Source organism: Paraburkholderia sprentiae WSM5005 (assembly GCF_001865575.2).
Classification (GTDB): Bacteria; Pseudomonadota; Gammaproteobacteria; order Burkholderiales; family Burkholderiaceae; genus Paraburkholderia; species Paraburkholderia sprentiae.
In genome coordinates this window covers 1305084-1321999 of sequence record NZ_CP017562.2, presented here as the reverse complement: position 1 = coordinate 1321999, position 16916 = coordinate 1305084, and the positions used below count along the sequence as shown (strand labels likewise).

Sequence of the window (16916 nt, the reverse complement as noted above, 5' to 3'; positions counted from 1 at the left end):
CGTCGCGTTGCAGCAAGCCAATGCCGGTTTTCCGCTCGACGATGTCATCATCCACGCACTCGATGCCTCCGGGAGCGCAGCAACGCTCGAAATTCAGGTCAAGCGCACAATTACGTTCGCTGCCAGCGACGCCGTATTCCGGAAGGTCGTTGGGCAAATCGTCGCGACTTCGCGCCGGCCGGGCTTTTGGTCTCAGCGCGTCGAGATGGCCATAGCGACGAGTAGGGGATCACGCAAGATCGATGGCCCTTATCAGGATGTGCTTGCACTCGCGCGGCAGACAGGTGACGGACACACATTCGCTGCGCAGATCAAACTCGCAGGCGCCGCAAACGATGACATGCGCACGCTCGTCAAGACGTTCCAGAGTCATTTGAAGGATGAAGGGGCGCCGTATGATGACGTCACAATCTGGCAGCTTTTGCGCCGCCTTCAAATTCTCACTTTCGACTTTGCGGCACCAGGTTCTGTGTCCAAGGAGCTGGCGCGCGAGCGTGTAGTCCGTACGTTGCACGCAGACGATGCAGCGCGCGCCGATGCTCTATGGGGCAACCTCATCGAATTGGCCATCAACGTGGGCAAGAACGGTGGAGATAGAACCAGGGGTACCCTGCTGGAATCGTTAGTGCCACTCGGGTTCCGATTTGTCGGAGACCGTCGGCACGCAAAAGCCCGCGTCGCCCTTGCGGAAGATGCACGCCTGGCTCTTGCGGACATTGGCAACAAGGTCGGCAAGGTAGTGCTAACAAGGCATGAACGGGTTGCGGCGGTGCACGAGGCGTTTGACCGTGGACACTATGTGGAGATTCGCGGAGACGCAGGCGTCGGCAAGTCAGGTGTTCTACGTCAGATTGCAGAGTCGCTGCAGAATGAGGCGCAGATTATGGTTCTCAGCCCGGGGCGATGTGTCCCGCGAGGCTGGTCCGCGATGCGCGCACAGCTTGACTTTGAGGGCACACTTCGCGATTTGCTGGTCGAACTGGCAAACGATGGGGGCGTTGTTGTTTTTCTGGATAATCTCGATTCCTTCAACGAAGAAGAACGTCGCACGGTCATCGATATCATCCGGGAAGCCGCACGGGTTCCAGGCGTGGCGGTTCTCGCAACCGCAAGACCCGATTTCGGCGTCGACGAGCCGAGCTGGCTACCCAGTGATGCTCTGGATCAACTGACGCGGGCTGAGCCGGTGGCAATCGACGAGTTGAGCAAAGCCGAAATCGGGCAACTCATAGCCAGCGAACCAGCGCTGGCTCCGCTCCTCAGTGACAATCACCCCGCGCGACAGGTCACCAGAAACCTGTTCCGGCTCGCGCGGCTCGCAAGTCGGCCTTTGACGGAACCGCTGCCTCGTACCGAGATCGACATGGCCGAGCAGTGGTGGAGCACCGCAGATGGCAAGCGAGACAGTGGTTGGCGTGACCGTTCGCGGCTACTCCATGACATGGCCCGGCAGGCTTTATCACACCGCGATGCTCTTGATGTCCGTTCGTTAGCCGCTTCGCCAATCGACGCATTGGTCGATAGTGGTACCCTGCGCAATCTCGGAGCCGACCAGGTAGCCTTCCGTCACGACGTGCTATGCGAATGGGCGATTGCAAATGCACTCCGGGCGGATATTTCGCTAATCGACACATTGAACCTCGAGCGGCCTGCATCAGCGACGCTCGCACGGGGAGTCGAACTCGCTGCCAGAATGGCGATTGAGCGGGACACGGATGGCACTGCGTGGCATGCTCTTCTTGAACGCTTGAGTCGTGGATCCGCCCACAAATCATGGCGGCGCGCAGTGCTCCTCGCGCTCGTGCGTTCAGAAGCCGCCGGCGCGATACTGCTGCGGGCTCAAACAGTGTTGCTTGGCGATCACGCCCGGCTACTTCGTGAGCTTGTCCGAACGGTCCTGGCCGTCGAAGTCGTTCCAGCGTCAAAAGTGTTTGCTGCCGCTGGTATCGATCCTGCTCTCATCCCGGCCGGCCTCAACGTACCGCGCGGGCGCGTGTGGGTTGATCTGGTCCTATGGCTTCTGAGCCTGGGCAATGCGATTCCCGGCAAAGCTATCCCCGAGGTTGTGGACCTGTACACAGGCTTCTCTGCCGGTACACTTGGTGCGACGGCTATTACGCCGCTAATCACGCGACAGCTCTATGTCTGGCTCAGGCAGATGGAGCCGCTGAACACTCCGACCAACCCAGATGCTGGCTCCATATCCGGTGGGCAATTTGAACCAGGGCAGGCGCAATCCCTGCGGGACGATTTGCGCATGGGATTCGTCATGTTCGCACGGACAACGCCGGAACTCGCGGCCGAGTACCTGCAGGCGGTTGCGCAGACCGAACATAACGAAAGGCTTGTGCGAAGCATCCTGAAGATCCATGGCTCTCTGGCGCAAGCCGCGCCAACCGATTTGGCCAAACTGACCGCGCAGGCGTTGATCAGCAAACAGCGACGCCGTGATCGTTACTCGGGTCGCGAACGCGAAGAGCCCTTTACGTTTCTCGACCACGAATTTTTACCCGCTTCCCCTGCGCAAGGCCCGTTTCTCGAACTGCTGGTGAACTCAGCGCAAGACGGTCTTATGCTCGTCCGCAATCTGGTGAGCCACGCAGTGGCGCATGGAAGCAGGGGCCGTGACGCAGGTACAGACGTGATCAACATTGCGCTTCCCGATGGTCTACGAACTTTTCCGTGGACACAGACCTACCTGTGGTCGCGGAACGGCCGCTCCAATTGCGTGACCTCAGCGCTGATGGCGCTCGAAGCCTGGGCGCATCTTCGCCTTGACGCTGGCGAGCCTTTCGAGTCCGTCCTTACAGACGTGCTGGGCCCGCCAGGGTCGTGTGCCGCCTACCTGCTTGTCGCAACGGATCTCATAATTTCGCACTGGCCGAAATCCGCCGGGGTGGCCGCAGCGTTTCTCTCATGCCCGGAGTTGTTGTGCCTTGATCACACGCGACTGGTGCATGACCAGATCGGGACGTCGGATTTTCTTGCCATGGGCGGGTCTGGCGCCGAGCCGCGCGGCAGGGCAAGTGCGGCCGAACTCCAGCAGAAGGTCTCGAGGCGCAACAGTCTCGACAGTCTGATCGGGAATTACGCTCTGACGGTCATACCCGATCAATTGACCAAACTGACGTTGCTATTGCGGGGGGCGGCGCAGCGGCTTGGACCCGCTGGCCCTCAAGCCAACCTCGGTGATCCGGAGTTCATGGTTCTGCATGCGCTGAACCTTGCCGATCCATCTAACTGGCACGAAGGCGAGGTGACGCTAGCAGATGGCTCCACGGTGAGAGGACGCCAGTATGTATCACCGGACGCAGAGCAGCGCCACCTGGTGGTGTTGAGAGGTGCTGCGGAGGAGGAGTGCTCGGACTTCGCCATGCAGACCGCGATCAGCATGGCAATCGACAATCCCTCGCGCCTCTCGCTGGAGCAGCGATTGACTGCGGTCGCTTGGGCGAGCCGTGTGGTTCCGAAGGCATCAGAGCAAACGGGAGACGATAGCGAAGATGCCTCGCATCGTGCGCGACAGGAGGCGGTACTTGTTGCAGCCATGATGGTCATGCGCGACGGGGACGACAGTTTGCGGGCCGAGTATGGCGCGTGGGCACGCGATCAGCTCGAACAGGCGTTCAAGTCCGGCGATGACGACCCTGTGCTTCAGATCCGGAGCGGCCTTCGTTTCAATCCGATTGCCATAGCCTACGTCGGATTGATACATGCGCTGCGGCACAGCAATTCGCCGGATCATGTCCGTGCGTTGCTGGAGGTCGCTGCCTGCCCGCGTCATGCCGCCGCTCACGGGTTGGGCGCGGCGGTGACGGTACTGGAGTCGGCTGACGAAAGATTGTTGCGCGCACTGCTGCGATGCGCGCTCCATTCATGCGTTGTGCCCGACCGCCGCTGGGACCTGTCTGACGAAGAAATTGCTGCGCTTGCTGCGCGACGCAACGCGTCAGCCAAGAGCACCGTTGACGCGGAAATGAAGTGGCTGGCCGGAGTTGAATCTGAACCGGCCTGGCCTGCCTTTCCGCCCGAACGGGTGCGTCCGAGGTACGGAATTCGATTGCGCGATGAACATCTTGAAGAAGATGACGATAAAGCGGTACCTGATAGGGATGAAATTTCGCACGAAGAGCACGTGAATCATCAGGCAGCTGCGCTCTGGCTACGGCAGGTGCGCGGGATCGGCAATGCCAATTCACATCGGTGGCTGCGCGATATCGCCAGGGCCTATATGCCATGGACGATTCGAGCTAATGGCGGCGAGCTGGATCGCGGCGAAGAAGCAGAGAATGAACCTTCGGATTGGAACAATGTGTTCTTCGACCTGGTCGCGCGATGCGTAGTCGGATTGACGTTCGCCGAGGCGGATGATCTGATCGTCAAGCCGATTACAGGTCTGCCAGACAGAAATTTTTTCGACGTTCTTGCAGACTTCCTGCGCAGCCTTGACGCAGTTTCTTTCGGTGGCGACGATTTGCAGGAGTCTGTCGCTGTAGGTGTCCGGTCGGCGCTTGCAGATCGGATGATGGCAAGTAGTGGATGGAGGCGCCTGAGCGGAAAGATGGATGCTTCCATTGAGATCCATATCGGACCGGCAATTGCCACGTTATTCTTTAACGATCACCACTTCGTTCAGAGCACAAAATGCTATCTCCATGAGAAGGGTATCGATCGCGTCGCTTCATATTTCCCGGTACTTGATCTGCTAGTTCAGTCTGCGCCCTCGCCGTTTGTTGCGCTTGTACTGCTGAATCTGCTGGGAGTTTCGCCGCGAACGGACCAACTTGGGTTACTTGTTCGCGCTGCCAAAGTTTGGCTTGGTGCATATCCTGATTCCCGGTCGTTCTGGAACGATCATGGTTTCGGCAAACGATGGTGCCAGATTGCAGAGCGGATCTATGCCGTGGACGCCCAGTCTTTCGCGGGCAATGCTGCAGTTCATGCTGATATTGAGAGCATCGTGGCAGAGATGATTAGCCTTGGCGTGCCGGAGGCGAGTCGGCTGGAAGTGTTCCTGAGTGGCGGACAGCGGTAGATTCGTTCCGCCGATGTGGGCACTCATCGCTTTCAGGGCGAGTCGGAAATGGGTGGCCTTACATCCTCCTCTCTTTAGCTGCGCAGGCTTCCTGATTCCTGACGCCGCGAAGCCGGATGCGTACCTTGGTGTATTAAAACAGAATGGAGAGCACGTGATGTTCACTGAAGAACACAAACACGCGGTGGAGTTTCATCACGATGAACTGGGCAGCTTAGGCGAGGGGAAGTTGTCGTTTGGATGTGGTCGGCAAGTAAGCGGTCAATTGCCGCTTACGAGTCCGATTCCTCATTCGGATACCGCGTATTCACTTGGCGTGGTGCACGCAATAGCCGACAACGGGAAAACATATACCCTTCACGGGTGCAAAGCGTACGGCCTTACGATCTATGCCGACTACCTAATAGCCGGGAAGGTCTCTGATCCCCAGTTCCAGAGCGTGAGCATCCGCTACTGCGACATATCCGAATGGTTTCTCCAGTGGCGCCGCATCAAGGGAAACGTCGGCGAAGAGCTGACTTGGATCGAATTGCCACAGCAAATATCTGTGATGTTCATGGAGGGTCGGCGGGAATTTAACCTGACCACAGAATACGAGGGCGATGTTACATCAAGTGGTGAAGATCACGTGATTCACGAACACATCGAGTTCGCGCTCATGCAGACAGGCGGCACCCTCACGCTGGATGATGCGCGGAACAAGGCAATGGAAATTGCCTGCCTGCTTTCAATCTTGATTGCCCACCCGGTGTCGATCGTGAACATGCACGTAGAGATTGCTGACACGAAGCGATTCCATCGGCTGTATTTCCCCACGTTCCAGCCGGTCCCCCGAGATACGTCAGACAGCGAATTCGTGCACAGCTGCTTTACGCAGAAGCATTTACTCGATGGGCATTGGCAGGTAATCATTCAAAATTACTATCGTTCTCCACATCGCGCGATACGGTGGACCCGCCTGGCCGGGATGCAGCGATACGATGGTTTCTGGGAGTACAAGGTACTCGGCTATATCAGCCTGCTCGACAGCTATGTTAGCCATCACGCGGGTCGGGGCGGCGGGTCACTGACACCGCCCAGTCAGGAGAAAATGAGCAGGATTCGGGACGAGCTTGGCCGTTTGAGTTCTAGGCTCGATCAAGTGGCGAGCGACAAGATACTTGATGTGATTAGCCAGACATTTTCGTTTAGCAGGGAGCCGCGGTTTCCCGAGAAGTACCAGGCAGCAATTGCTGCTACAGACGGAGATATCGTGAAGATAGTCAATATTCGGGAGCGAGACTTCCGGTTGATCAAGAGAGTTCGCGACAAGGTTGCTCACGGAGAAGATATTGGGCTCGAAGATGGTGACCTTGACCAGATAGGCACGCTCGTCAGCCGCATCGAGCTGTTGTTAACTTACTGGGCGTATCTCGATTTCGGTCTGTCGAAAGCTGAGTTCCTTGAGGGGCTGAGTAACCCCAGGTGCCGTCTTCGCCGGTACGCGCAGATCGACGAGAAACACCTCGCACGGGTAGCCAGGACAGCAGAATTCTTCGAGGTGCCGTCAGCGACATTTCGCGCACTATCGTCACGGAAGGGCTTGGGTGCTTTCGCCTGCTTTCTGGAGGGCCCCGGTCGCCAGATCGCATTTGCAGACCACTTCTGGCAAAAGCAAAAGGACTGGCACAACGCGCGCCACACGGGCATGTTTACGGCGGAACAAATCTTTGGTGTGAAAGCCACGGCGGTTCGGCATGTGCCCCATCTGTTCATCGAGTGTGGGGACGACAGCCTTGAGTTTCACGGTGTGCACATCTTTGACAGCTCTCGTCTTGAACCATCGTAAGTGGGGCGCCTGTCCGTGATCGTTGGACCATGAAGTTGTAGCATTCGACACAAAATGAGCGATAAGGTACGGGATATGGCTGGATCATTGTCGCAAGCGCATTTTTCGCCCGATCCGGTGCCTGGCGATGGGTTGACGCAGGAAAAGATCGACTCGGATCGTCTGGCGGTGAAGCGATTGTACGGCCAGGTTTTTGACGTCGTGGAGAGCCTTAAAGGTAAGTTCCAGGTGATCATCACTGATCACCTGGACTTTAGCGACGATGCACGATTCCAGGCGGCCTTGCGTGAACGGTGGTGAGACGGCCTGAAGCTGGTGCCCGACGACTGGCCTACAGCCTAAACGGTTGCGTCGGTCTCGTTGGCGGTTTCGTTGGACCACGCGATGTACTCCAACAACGTCGATGAAGCAGTCCACATCGTTGCATCGTTGCACCCTAAGGCCGACTCTGACGGTATCAGGTGACGGTATCGACGTCTTGGGGCATTTTGCCGTTCGCGATACCGTCATTCACGATAGCGGGAGGGGTTTTGTTGGTGCAGTTTGGCTCGACACATGGTTCATTGGTCGATGCCTGGACGCCGACGGACCGTCTTGGACACATGGGCCGTGCCGAGAGAATTTTTTGGCGCGTATACGGCTTCCATACTGTAAGCCGCTAGAGGAAGGCGTACAACGGTACGCTTTACGGTATCACGTTCGCATGGATCGTCGCAACCGCCCGCTGGCATTGGCTTCAACGGACCGATTTAGGATCGAGTGGGCATTGGGTCTTCGCCGAACGCGTTCTACCAAGTGATCGCCTCCGTTGCCAAAATGCGACATCAAAATGCTAAAGTGTCGGAGATGATCCGGCGTAGGTTTTGGCGTAGGTTTGTACATGAAGGCCCGTCGGATAAGGCCCATTCATTTCTTCGACGAGAACGAATAAGCCATCTCGCCAGAGCTGGGCCGCGAACCTAGAACACGCCGAAATCGTCGTTGCTGTCGGGAATCGCGGCGAGCAGGTTCGTAAGCGCGCGCCAGCCGATCAGGCTCGATAGTGATATCGCTGCGCGCAACCAGCGCTCGGCGTATGAGCTGGGTTTCGTCGGCGACGTGGGCGGCGCTGACGCCACGCACCGCAGCCGTCGCGTTACGCTTTTCGTTGATGCTGCGTCGATCCATGCGCGACGCAACGGGCAGGTCTGCATAGTGTGTCTCCCCGGTTGAATCTCTTCGACGCTGCTCGAGCCGCGCAGTCCATTTGCGGACGTCCATGCGACTCAACGCGCCGCCGTTTGTGCATCGGCCACGCGCGATAGCTGCTCCCTCAGCACCTGTTTCAACGTCGTGGCGCCAAAGCGTCGCTCGCTGATGTTCGCCTCGACGTCGATGCGGCCCGCGTTGTGCGCGTCATACAGATCGACGATCAATTGCGCATGCCGCTCACCGAGCCCGGCGCCGCGCAGCACGGCAGTCCATTCGTCGCGCGGCACCTGGTGGGCAACGACCGGCCGCTCCGACAACTCCGCCAGGGTGCGCGCGACGTCGAGCGCGCTCACCCGCTCTTTCCCTTCGATACTGACCACCCGCGGCGTCGCTCGCGCAGGCCCGCCATCGACCAGCAATTGTGCGGCGAGTTCGCCGACGTCCTGCGCAGCGACGGTCGGAAACAGCTTGTCGAGCGGATCGTGCAGACTCGGCAGCACGCCGCGATCGAGCGCGACCGGCAGCACGCGCGCCCAGTTCTGCATGTGCTCGGCGGCGCGCAGCAAGGTCAGCGGTGCAGGGACGGTACGCAACTGCGTTTCGAGGTAGTGGAACAGCGTCGTGATGCCGGTGCCGTCCGCGTGCTCGGCGCCGTAGTCCGATAGCGCGAGGAGTCGCGGCGGCGCGGCCGCGCGGAAAGCGGCGACGCCCGTGTCGATGATCTGCCGCATCGCGGCCGCCGGATCGGCATGCTCGCGCGGCACCGGACAAAGCCATTGCACTGCGTGCGCACCGTCGATCGCGCGCGCGACCGAGTCCGCATCGTTCAGGTCGGCGAGCGCGATCTCGCAACCGATCGCCGCGAGCGTGTCGGCTTGCGTTGCATCGCGCACCACCGCGCGTACTTCATGGCCCGCGCGACGCAGTGCGGCGGCGCTCGCATGTCCCACATGACCGGTAGCTCCGAATATGACGAACACGTTGTGCTCCTGTGAAGATCGCGATGGCTTGATGGTACGGACGTCGTGCTCGCGGGGCGCTCAGATCTGGATGGTTTTGCGCAGATAGGGATGATTTTTTGCAGCGACGCGCCGGCAGCCGTGCGAATCGCATCGGCCGCCGGGGAGCTATTCAATGTCGTCACTCCGGCGAAGTCGCCAAAAACGCCGCACAATGCAGGCTTCTCGTCGTCATTCAGGACACTCAGGAGAGAAGCGATGAACGCCGTCACCCCGATTCCTGCGCCTGCGCCGCACAGCGGCTCGCGCGTCGCCGTACGCACGAGCAGGGCGCTAGGCTGGCACGGCTTCGGTGCGGAACTGGTCAACGTGTCGGCCGGTTTGCATCGGCTGCCCGCGTTTGGCCATCATCGCGTGGGCGTGCATGTCGGCGCGCCGGTGACTGCGCGCTGTCTGTGCGATGCGCACCGCCACACGCGAATTCAGGCGCACGGCGACGCGGACGTAATTCCCGCAGGACTCGAAGGTGAGTGGAACGATGACGCCGCGTGCACGATTTTCAGCATCTGGTTTGCCGAGGACTTCGCGCGACGAACCGTCGAGCAACTCGCGCTGAAATCGGTCGACGCGCAGTTACGTCCGCGCTTTCAGATGCGCGATCCGCGCTTTCAGCATCTCGCGTGGGCGTTGCGCGCGGAACTCGAAGCGCCCGACGCATCCGATCCGCTCTACGCCGAAAGTCTGTGTACGGCGATGCTAGTGCGTCTGATCGGTGCCGAGTCCGTGTCCGACAACCGGCGGCGCACGCTCGCGCCGCGCACGGCCGCACGCGTGATCGAGTTTATCGACGCGCATCTCGATCAGCGTCTGACGCTCGACGAGCTCGCCGCGCAGGTGCACCTGAGCGTGCCGCATTTCAAGGCGCTGTTTCGCGACACGCTCGGCGTGCCGGTGCATCGGTACGTGGTGCAGCGCAGGGTGGAGCGCGCGCGAACGCTGCTGCTGCAAGGACAACTCAGCGCAAGCCGGATCGCGCTCGATACCGGCTTCGCGCATCAGAGCCATATGGCGCAGTGGATGTCGCGTCTGCTCGGCATAACGCCGCGCGAACTGCGCGTCGCCGCGCGCGATGACGTGGCGACGTCGGCGCAGCAGACGACACGCCGTTAACGCGCGAACCGCACGGCGGGACACCCCGGCTTCAACCAGGCGCCGCTCCCGTCAACTGCGCATAGACATCATGCGCGAGCTGCAACAGCGCCTTGCGATCGATCCCGCCCGACACCGCATAGCCGAAGTCGCCGTCGACCCAGTAGAACACGTTCACAGGCCCCGCCTGATACAGCCTGAACGCCGTCGTGTTCGCGTTCTCGCGCCGATGCGCGATGCACAGCGTGACGCGCTCGCCGTTCCGTCCGCGATACATGAACTGCGCTGTCGGGCCGTCGTCGCCGGGCAGCAGACGGCCGCCCGACAGCATGAAGCCGCTCTTCGACAGCATCGGCGGGTGAACTTGCGTGCCGAGCCGGTTCGCGAGCCATTGCACGAAGTCCTGTTCGTGATCGGCGTTCATGTCGCTCGGCCGCTCGATCGCCGGCATGTAGACGACATGCGCGAGCGCCGCCTGGCGCGCGAAACCTTCGGCGCTGTCCGCGCTGACCGCACGATTTCCCGCTCGAGTGTCGGCGGCCGTGCCGGGTTGATCGATCGCAACGGGTGCGATCAGATCGTTTCTGTGCATGCCGATGCCCATGCCAAGCACGAGCGCCGCGGCCATAGCCCCGAATTGCGCGGCAAACCGCGGCCAGTTCGCGGCCAGCCGCGTGCGGCGCGGCGTGCTCGCCAGCAGACGCTTCGGCACGGGCTCGCTGAGCACGCGGTCGTAGCGCTCGTGAAGCAGACCATTGAGCGAAAAGTAATCGCTGACGCGCGCGGCCAGTTCCGGATTCTGTTCGAGCGTGCGCTCGAGCTCGTCGCGCCGCTCGCCGGACAGCGTGCCGTCCACGTACGCGTGCAAGTCTTCTTCGCCGATCGGCATTTGCGGCTCGCTCATCGCACCACCTGTAATTTCGCGCTGGGCTGGGTGCCCGCCATCAAAGCCCGCAGCCGTTCGCGTCCGCGCGACAGCCGCGACATCACCGTGCCGATCGGAATGTTCAGCGCGAGTGCGACATCGGCATAGCTCATCTCCTCGAGACCGACCAGCAGCACCACCTCGCGCTGCTCGACGGGCAGTCGCTGCAGCGCGTAATCGAGGTCGCGCATTTCGAGCGAACGGGTCTGGCCCGACGGCACCGCGAGCTCGCTTTCGGCGATGCTGTCGTCGTCGACCGCGATGTGGACCGCGCGCGCCGACGCCTTGCGCGCCTGATTCGCGAAGACGTTGTGCATGATCGTGAACAGCCACGCGCGCAGATCGGTGCCCGGCTGGAACAGACGGGTGCGGCCGAGCGCGCGTTCGAGCGTGTCCTGCACGAGGTCGTCGGCGAGCTCGCGATTGTTGATCAGCGCCCGCGCATAGCGCCGCAGACGCGGCACGTGCTCCATCAGCTCGTCACGGACATCCATGGTTGATCCCGGTCAAGGGCGTGGGGTGGATCGATTCGCGTTCGGGCGGGTCGAAGGCTGCCCGTCGCACGATGCGTTCGAGCTGCCAACACCCGTCAGCGCATTTTATTCCGCAGGGGCGGCGCGCAACGGCGTCAGCGTGCGCTCATCACGTCTGCGGCGCGCATCAGCCCGTGCGTGCGCGCATTGCCCGCGACGACGAAGCGCTGCCGCCGCGCGGTCCACGTCAACAGCCGCAACTCACCGATGCGACGCGCGGTCCACTGCGGCTCTTCGCGCGCAAACGGCGCCGCGGCCGACAGCACCACCACCGGCTGCTGATCGCCGTTCAGATACACCAGTTCGTCCGCGCGCTGCCATGGCCCGAGCCGCAGCACGCGTTGCTCGACGAGGCGCAAGCCGATCGCGCCGAGATCCGGCGCAGCGGGGTCGACGCGCGTCGGCGATGCCGGCGAAAAGGGCCGCGCGGTGGCTTCGGCGAGCGCCATCACGGCGGCGTTATCGAGCGCTTGAGCGGACACCTGAGTCGCCGCGAGCCAGCCGCTGCCGGCGATCACCATCAGCGCTACTGCTACGAGCGCGACTAGCGTTCGGCGCGCGCGACCGGCCGGTCGCAGGCGCATGCGCAGCGGGCGCGATCCGTCAATGTGGCCGTGCCGGGGCTTCTCCGTGCTCTCAAACGTGGCCTGCATCTGTGCGTTGAGTCGGTCGTAGAAGGCCACACGCCGTGCTTCCGCCGGATGCTTGCCGAGATAGTCGCGCAGCGACGCGGCACGCTCGGGTGTCAGCGTGCCGTCGGCATAGGCCTGAATGTCGGCTTCCGAAGGCGGAGCGCCGCAGGGATGGTGGGTCGAGGTCATGACGATGCGCGGTGTTGATTGCGGCTATCCGACGGCAAACACGGCTGCGTGCGCATTTATTCCCCGCCTGAGCCATGTTTTTTTCACGCCGCGAATCGAGGAATAAACGCCGCCGACCCATGGTTCTCCCTGCTGCGAACCCGCACAATTCTCACAGGAGTCGATCATGAAAAAGCTTTCGTTTGTCGCTTTGTCGTTCGCAGTTCTCGCCGCTTCGTCGAGCGCGTTTGCGCAGGGCAAGACACGTGCTCAGGTCTACCAGGAGTTGATCGAGGCGCAGCAGAACGGTCTCGACTACATCACCGACGCGTCGTACCCGGATGTCAGTCCCGTCTTCGCACGGCAGATCGAGCAGCGCAAACAGGCGCTCGCCGCTCAGGCGGCGGCCGCCGCCGGCCACGTCGCAAACTCGGGCGCGCCGGCTGTCGGCACCCATTGAAGCAACGTCGGCGACCGGCGAGCGCTGAACCCGGCCGGAGCCGCGGCTTGACCGGGCCGCTCCCGAACCCTCCAAACCGGTCGCCCCAGCGACGTTCGTCCAACGCGTAAAATGGCCGGCTATCACTGGCAAGTCGCAGCTCGACAGAATCGGCCGGGCGTCGCGCGCGCGCGTCGCGCGGCGCCCGATTATGGCCCGCGCGCGCTTGCCTTCGCCGGTTTGAACAGGAATGCACGCGGATGTCGTCAGTTTTCTTCGATCGGGAAAGGATTGCGGATTGGCTCGGTGAGCGGACCGTCGCCAAGGCGCGCTCGGTGGGTGCGGTCAGCAACGTCAAATGGCAGGGCGAGACCCTGTCGGGTAACGTGCAGGGCTCGCAGCCGCGGCCGTACCGGACGCGGGTGCACTTTCGTACCGATGGCGGGTCGCCGTGGGCGGTGGGCGAATGCACGTGCCCGGTCGGCCGCAATTGCAAGCACGTTGCGGCGCTGCTGCTCGCGCAACTCGATTACCACGACGAGATGGATCACATCACGCAGGTCGAGGATGACAGCGACCCCGCCACGTCGGAGGCGTTCATCGCGCGACGGATGACGGTCCCGGGCGCGCCGCCGTCTCCATCGCCCGCCGTGCGCCCGGAACTGGTCAGCTGGCTCGAGCGTTTTCGCGCCCGCGCCCGCGCGGCCGACGCCGCCGCCGACAAAGATGCGGCCCGCAAGGTGCTCGCCGCGCGCAAGGAAACGCTCGCCTATCGGCTCAACTGGTCGCGTTTCCATATGCATCACGAGGTCGTGCTGCATCGCGCGCGCTGCGACGCGCAAGGCGTGATCGTCGAAGTCGGCGACAACTGGGAGGACATCGAAGGCGCGCTGCTCAGGCAACCGCGCTTCGTGTCCGACGAAGATCTGTCGATCCTGCGCGGCCTGTGGCTCGGCCGCTCGCGCGAGGATCTTGGCCAGTTCGTGTTGCGCGGCACGAGCGGCGGACAGACGCTGCAGAAGCTGATCGCGACCGGGCGCCTGTTCTTCGACTTCAGGACCGCGCCGGGCCAGGCCGGACCGACGCCGCTCGCGCGCGCCGCCGACCGCCCTGGCCGCATCGAGTGGGAGCCGCTCGCCGACGAGCGCCTGCGCCCGGTGCTGCGCACGGAACCGCGCGCGAGCATGGTGCTGCCGACCGAGCCGGTCTGGTACGTGGACGGCGTCGCCAACGAAGCGGGCGTCGTGCCGCTCTCGCTGCCGTTCCAGCAACTGCCCGACTACCTCGCGATGCCGCCGATCTCGCTCGCCGAGGCGCCGCTCGTTGCATCGGTGTTGCGCGAGATCGCGCCCGAACTACCGCTGCCGCCCACCCACGACGCCCCCGCGATTCGCGTAATCGACGTCGAGCCGGTGCCGGTGCTGACGCTGAACAGCCACGCGCTGCCCGGCATGCCGAAGGCGTTGAAAGCGGCGAAAACTGCGAAGGCAGCCGAGCGCAAGTCCGCCGCGGTCGAACTGGCCGCCGCGAGCTTCGACTACGACGGGGTCAGCATCAATGCCGACAGCAGCGTGACGCTGGTGCCGCTGCCAGGCGGCGACGTGATCCATATCCGCCGGCGCTACGACGCCGAGAAAAAGCGTCTGCTCGAATTACGCAAGACCGGTCTGCAAAAGGTGCCGACGCGCAACATGCACGCGTCGCGCCTGTTGCCCGACACGATGCTCGGCCTGCCCGACAGCGACGCGTGGTCCGAGTTCGTCAACGAAGCGGTGCCGGATCTGGTCGCGAAGGGCTGGCGCGTGACGATGGCGCCGGAGTTTCGCTACAACGTGATCGAGATCGACGCGATCGACGGCACCGCGCAGCAAGCCGGCGACGGCTGGTTCGATCTGGAGATGGGCATCCGCGTCGGCGAGCGCAATGTGCGGCTCGAGCCGCTGCTGGCCGATCTGTTCCGACGCGACCGGCGCTGGCTGTCTGGCGCGCTGGAGAGCATCCGCGACGACGAGCCGATCGAGCTGAAAACCGAGGAGAACAAGCGCCTGCGGCTGCGCGCCGATCGTCTGAAGCCGGTGGTGCGGGTGCTGGTCGATCTGTTCGATTCGCTCAGCGGCGCGCTGGCCGAAGGCGCGCCGCTGCGCGTGCCCGCGGTCGATGCCGGCCGCCTCGATGCGCTGCACGACACCGGCCGCTGGCAATTCAGCGGCGACGACTCGATCCGCGCGCTTGCGCGTCGTCTGCAAGCCGGTGCGGGTCTGCGCGAAGTGCCGGTGCCGCGCGGTCTGCAGGCCGAGCTGCGCGCGTATCAGCACCAGGGCCTGAACTGGATGCAGTTCCTGCGCGAACAGGATCTGGCCGGCGTGCTCGCCGACGACATGGGGCTTGGCAAAACCATCCAGACGCTCGCGCACATTCTGGCGGAGAAAGAAGCGGGGCGGCTCACGCATCCCGCGCTGATCGTCGTGCCGACCACCCTCGTGCACAACTGGCGCGAGGAGGCGCGCCGCTTCGCACCGGCGTTGAAGGTGCTGGTGCTGAACGGGCCGCAGAGGAAGGAGCGCTTCGAGCAGATCGGCGAACACGAACTGATCCTGACCACTTACGCGCTGCTGTGGCGCGATCAGAAGGTGCTCGCCGGGCACGACTACCATCTGCTGATTCTCGACGAAGCGCAGTACGTGAAGAACGCGACCACCAAGGCTGCGCAGGCGATTCGCGGCTTGCGCGCGCGACATCGGCTGTGTCTGACGGGCACGCCGCTCGAGAATCATCTCGGCGAGCTGTGGTCGCAGTTCGATTTTCTGCTGCCGGGCTTCCTCGGCAGCCAGAAGGACTTCACCCGACGCTGGCGCAATCCGATCGAAAAGAACGGCGACGACGTGCGCCGCGCGTTGCTCGCGCGCCGCATCCGGCCGTTCATGCTTCGCCGTCGCAAGGACGAAGTCGCGAAGGAGTTGCCGCCGAAGACGACGATCGTGTGTCCGGTCGATCTCGAAGGCGCGCAGCGCGACCTGTACGAAACCGTGCGTACGGCGATGCAGCAGAAGGTGCGCGCGGCGGTCAGCGCGCAGGGGCTCGCGCGCAGCCACATCATCGTGCTGGACGCGTTGCTGAAGCTGCGTCAGGTGTGTTGCGATCCCCGGCTCATGCGCATGGCGAGCGGTGTCGCGGACGGTGCAGCTGCGCACGGCGGCGCACGCCCGATGCGTTCGGCCAAGCTCGATCTGCTGCTGTCGATGCTGCCCGAGCTGATCGAGGAGGGACGCCGCGTGCTGCTGTTCTCGCAGTTCACCGGCATGCTCGCGCTGATCGCCGAGGCGCTCGACGAAGCCGCGATCCCGTATGCGTTGCTGACGGGCGACACGGCCGATCGCGTGACGCCGGTCGAGCGGTTCCAGCGGGGCGACGTGCCGCTGTTCCTGATCAGCCTGAAGGCGGGCGGCGTGGGGCTGAACCTGACCGCCGCCGACACGGTGATCCACTACGACCCGTGGTGGAATCCGGCCGCCGAGAATCAGGCGACCGACCGCGCGCATCGGCTGGGACAGGACAAGCCGGTGTTCGTGTACAAACTGATCGCGGCCGGGAGCATCGAGGAAAAGATCGTCGAACTGCAGGCGCACAAGGCCGGGCTCGCGGACAGCATTCTCGCGGAAGACGCGGCCGGCGCCGCGAAGTTCTCGGACGACGATCTGGACGCGCTGTTCGCGCCGATGCCGGAAATCGAAGGGGCGCGCTGACGGTGCGAGCCAGCGGCGGAACGGCGGCCAGGTAATCCGATGCGCGGGCCCAACACCGAAGCGGACCAGACTGTAACAAAACGTCTGGGTATGTAAATCCACCGCGAACGCGATTCAACTCATACCAATTTCGACCTCGCGCCGCGTGGCCTGATCAGCCAATGTCCGTCGGCTGTCCCGTAATAACTACTTCGACAACGGTTACAACGGCAGTTGTTTCGTCTTGAGCACGATTTTCTGGCGGGCTAATGTGACCTTACTCGCGCGGTTAGACCCCGGCGAGCGTGTGTAGTGTTTTTGGGCGGCGTTGCTTC

11 protein-coding genes are annotated in these 16916 nt (G+C 62.7%); 6 read left to right on the top strand and 5 right to left on the bottom strand.

Going from position 1 to position 16916, the window contains the following annotated elements:
* Positions 1-7 precede the first annotated feature (7 nt).
* The 3 genes from BJG93_RS22715 (at position 8) to BJG93_RS22705 (ending at position 7163) form a co-directional block, all read left to right on the top strand.
* A complete protein-coding gene (locus BJG93_RS22715; RefSeq protein ID WP_231337590.1) occupies positions 8-5035 on the top strand; it encodes an NACHT domain-containing protein in 5028 nt (1675 codons plus the stop codon).
* A 157-nt stretch (positions 5036-5192) separates the two neighbouring features.
* Positions 5193-6863 carry an ApeA N-terminal domain 1-containing protein gene (locus BJG93_RS22710; protein ID WP_154671772.1) on the top strand — a complete coding sequence of 557 codons (1671 nt, stop codon included), beginning with the start codon at positions 5193-5195 and terminating at the stop codon, positions 6861-6863.
* Positions 6864-6917: 54 nt separating this feature from the next.
* A complete protein-coding gene (locus BJG93_RS22705) occupies positions 6918-7163 on the top strand; it encodes a DUF3732 domain-containing protein (protein ID WP_027196476.1) in 246 nt (81 codons plus the stop codon).
* Positions 7164-7769: 606 nt separating this feature from the next.
* On the opposite strand, the gene BJG93_RS22700 is transcribed toward BJG93_RS22705, so the two are convergent.
* Together BJG93_RS22700 and BJG93_RS22695 are read right to left on the bottom strand one after the other, a co-directional pair.
* The gene (locus BJG93_RS22700) at positions 7770-8123 is read right to left on the bottom strand and encodes a hypothetical protein (protein ID WP_154671771.1); all 354 of its coding nucleotides are present in this window, start codon (positions 8121-8123) and stop codon (positions 7770-7772) included.
* A 5-nt stretch (positions 8124-8128) separates the two neighbouring features.
* Positions 8129-9034, bottom strand: coding sequence for an NmrA family NAD(P)-binding protein (locus tag BJG93_RS22695; protein ID WP_034478399.1), 906 nt, complete (start codon positions 9032-9034; stop codon positions 8129-8131).
* A 237-nt stretch (positions 9035-9271) separates the two neighbouring features.
* Here BJG93_RS22695 and BJG93_RS22690 point away from each other — a divergent pair, with 237 nt between their 5' ends.
* Complete coding sequence (locus BJG93_RS22690) at positions 9272-10183, top strand: AraC family transcriptional regulator (protein ID WP_027196474.1); 912 nt, start codon at positions 9272-9274, stop codon at positions 10181-10183.
* Between the two features lie 31 nt (positions 10184-10214).
* On the opposite strand, the gene BJG93_RS22685 is transcribed toward BJG93_RS22690, so the two are convergent.
* The 3 genes from BJG93_RS22685 to BJG93_RS22675 form a co-directional block, all read right to left on the bottom strand.
* Positions 10215-11066: an anti-sigma factor family protein gene (locus tag BJG93_RS22685; protein WP_027196473.1), complete on the bottom strand. Its 852-nt coding sequence runs from the start codon at positions 11064-11066 to the stop codon at positions 10215-10217.
* On the bottom strand, positions 11063-11581 hold the full coding sequence (locus BJG93_RS22680; RefSeq protein ID WP_027196472.1) for a sigma-70 family RNA polymerase sigma factor: 519 nt from the start codon (positions 11579-11581) through the stop codon (positions 11063-11065). The genes BJG93_RS22685 and BJG93_RS22680 overlap by 4 nt, the downstream gene beginning before the upstream one ends.
* A 134-nt stretch (positions 11582-11715) precedes the next feature.
* Positions 11716-12441, bottom strand: coding sequence for an anti-sigma factor family protein (locus BJG93_RS22675; protein WP_027196471.1), 726 nt, complete (start codon positions 12439-12441; stop codon positions 11716-11718).
* Positions 12442-12607: 166 nt separating this feature from the next.
* Here BJG93_RS22675 and BJG93_RS22670 point away from each other — a divergent pair, with 166 nt between their 5' ends.
* Both BJG93_RS22670 and BJG93_RS22665 read left to right on the top strand, forming a co-directional pair.
* The gene (locus BJG93_RS22670; protein WP_027196470.1) at positions 12608-12880 is read left to right on the top strand and encodes a DUF4148 domain-containing protein; all 273 of its coding nucleotides are present in this window, start codon (positions 12608-12610) and stop codon (positions 12878-12880) included.
* Between the two features lie 239 nt (positions 12881-13119).
* The gene (locus BJG93_RS22665; protein ID WP_027196469.1) at positions 13120-16602 is read left to right on the top strand and encodes a DEAD/DEAH box helicase; all 3483 of its coding nucleotides are present in this window, start codon (positions 13120-13122) and stop codon (positions 16600-16602) included.
* Positions 16603-16916: the final 314 nt, after the last annotated feature.

Coding starts and splice junctions, on each gene's coding strand:
- BJG93_RS22710 (WP_154671772.1), top strand. CDS start 5,193: ATGTTCACTGAAGAACACAAACACGCGGTGGAGTTTCATCACGATGAA.
- BJG93_RS22705 (WP_027196476.1), top strand. CDS start 6,918: ATGAGCGATAAGGTACGGGATATGGCTGGATCATTGTCGCAAGCGCAT.
- BJG93_RS22700 (WP_154671771.1), bottom strand. CDS start 8,123: ATGGACGTCCGCAAATGGACTGCGCGGCTCGAGCAGCGTCGAAGAGAT.
- BJG93_RS22690 (WP_027196474.1), top strand. CDS start 9,272: ATGAACGCCGTCACCCCGATTCCTGCGCCTGCGCCGCACAGCGGCTCG.
- BJG93_RS22685 (WP_027196473.1), bottom strand. CDS start 11,066: ATGAGCGAGCCGCAAATGCCGATCGGCGAAGAAGACTTGCACGCGTAC.
- BJG93_RS22680 (WP_027196472.1), bottom strand. CDS start 11,581: ATGGATGTCCGTGACGAGCTGATGGAGCACGTGCCGCGTCTGCGGCGC.
- BJG93_RS22675 (WP_027196471.1), bottom strand. CDS start 12,441: ATGACCTCGACCCACCATCCCTGCGGCGCTCCGCCTTCGGAAGCCGAC.
- BJG93_RS22670 (WP_027196470.1), top strand. CDS start 12,608: ATGAAAAAGCTTTCGTTTGTCGCTTTGTCGTTCGCAGTTCTCGCCGCT.
- BJG93_RS22665 (WP_027196469.1), top strand. CDS start 13,120: ATGTCGTCAGTTTTCTTCGATCGGGAAAGGATTGCGGATTGGCTCGGT.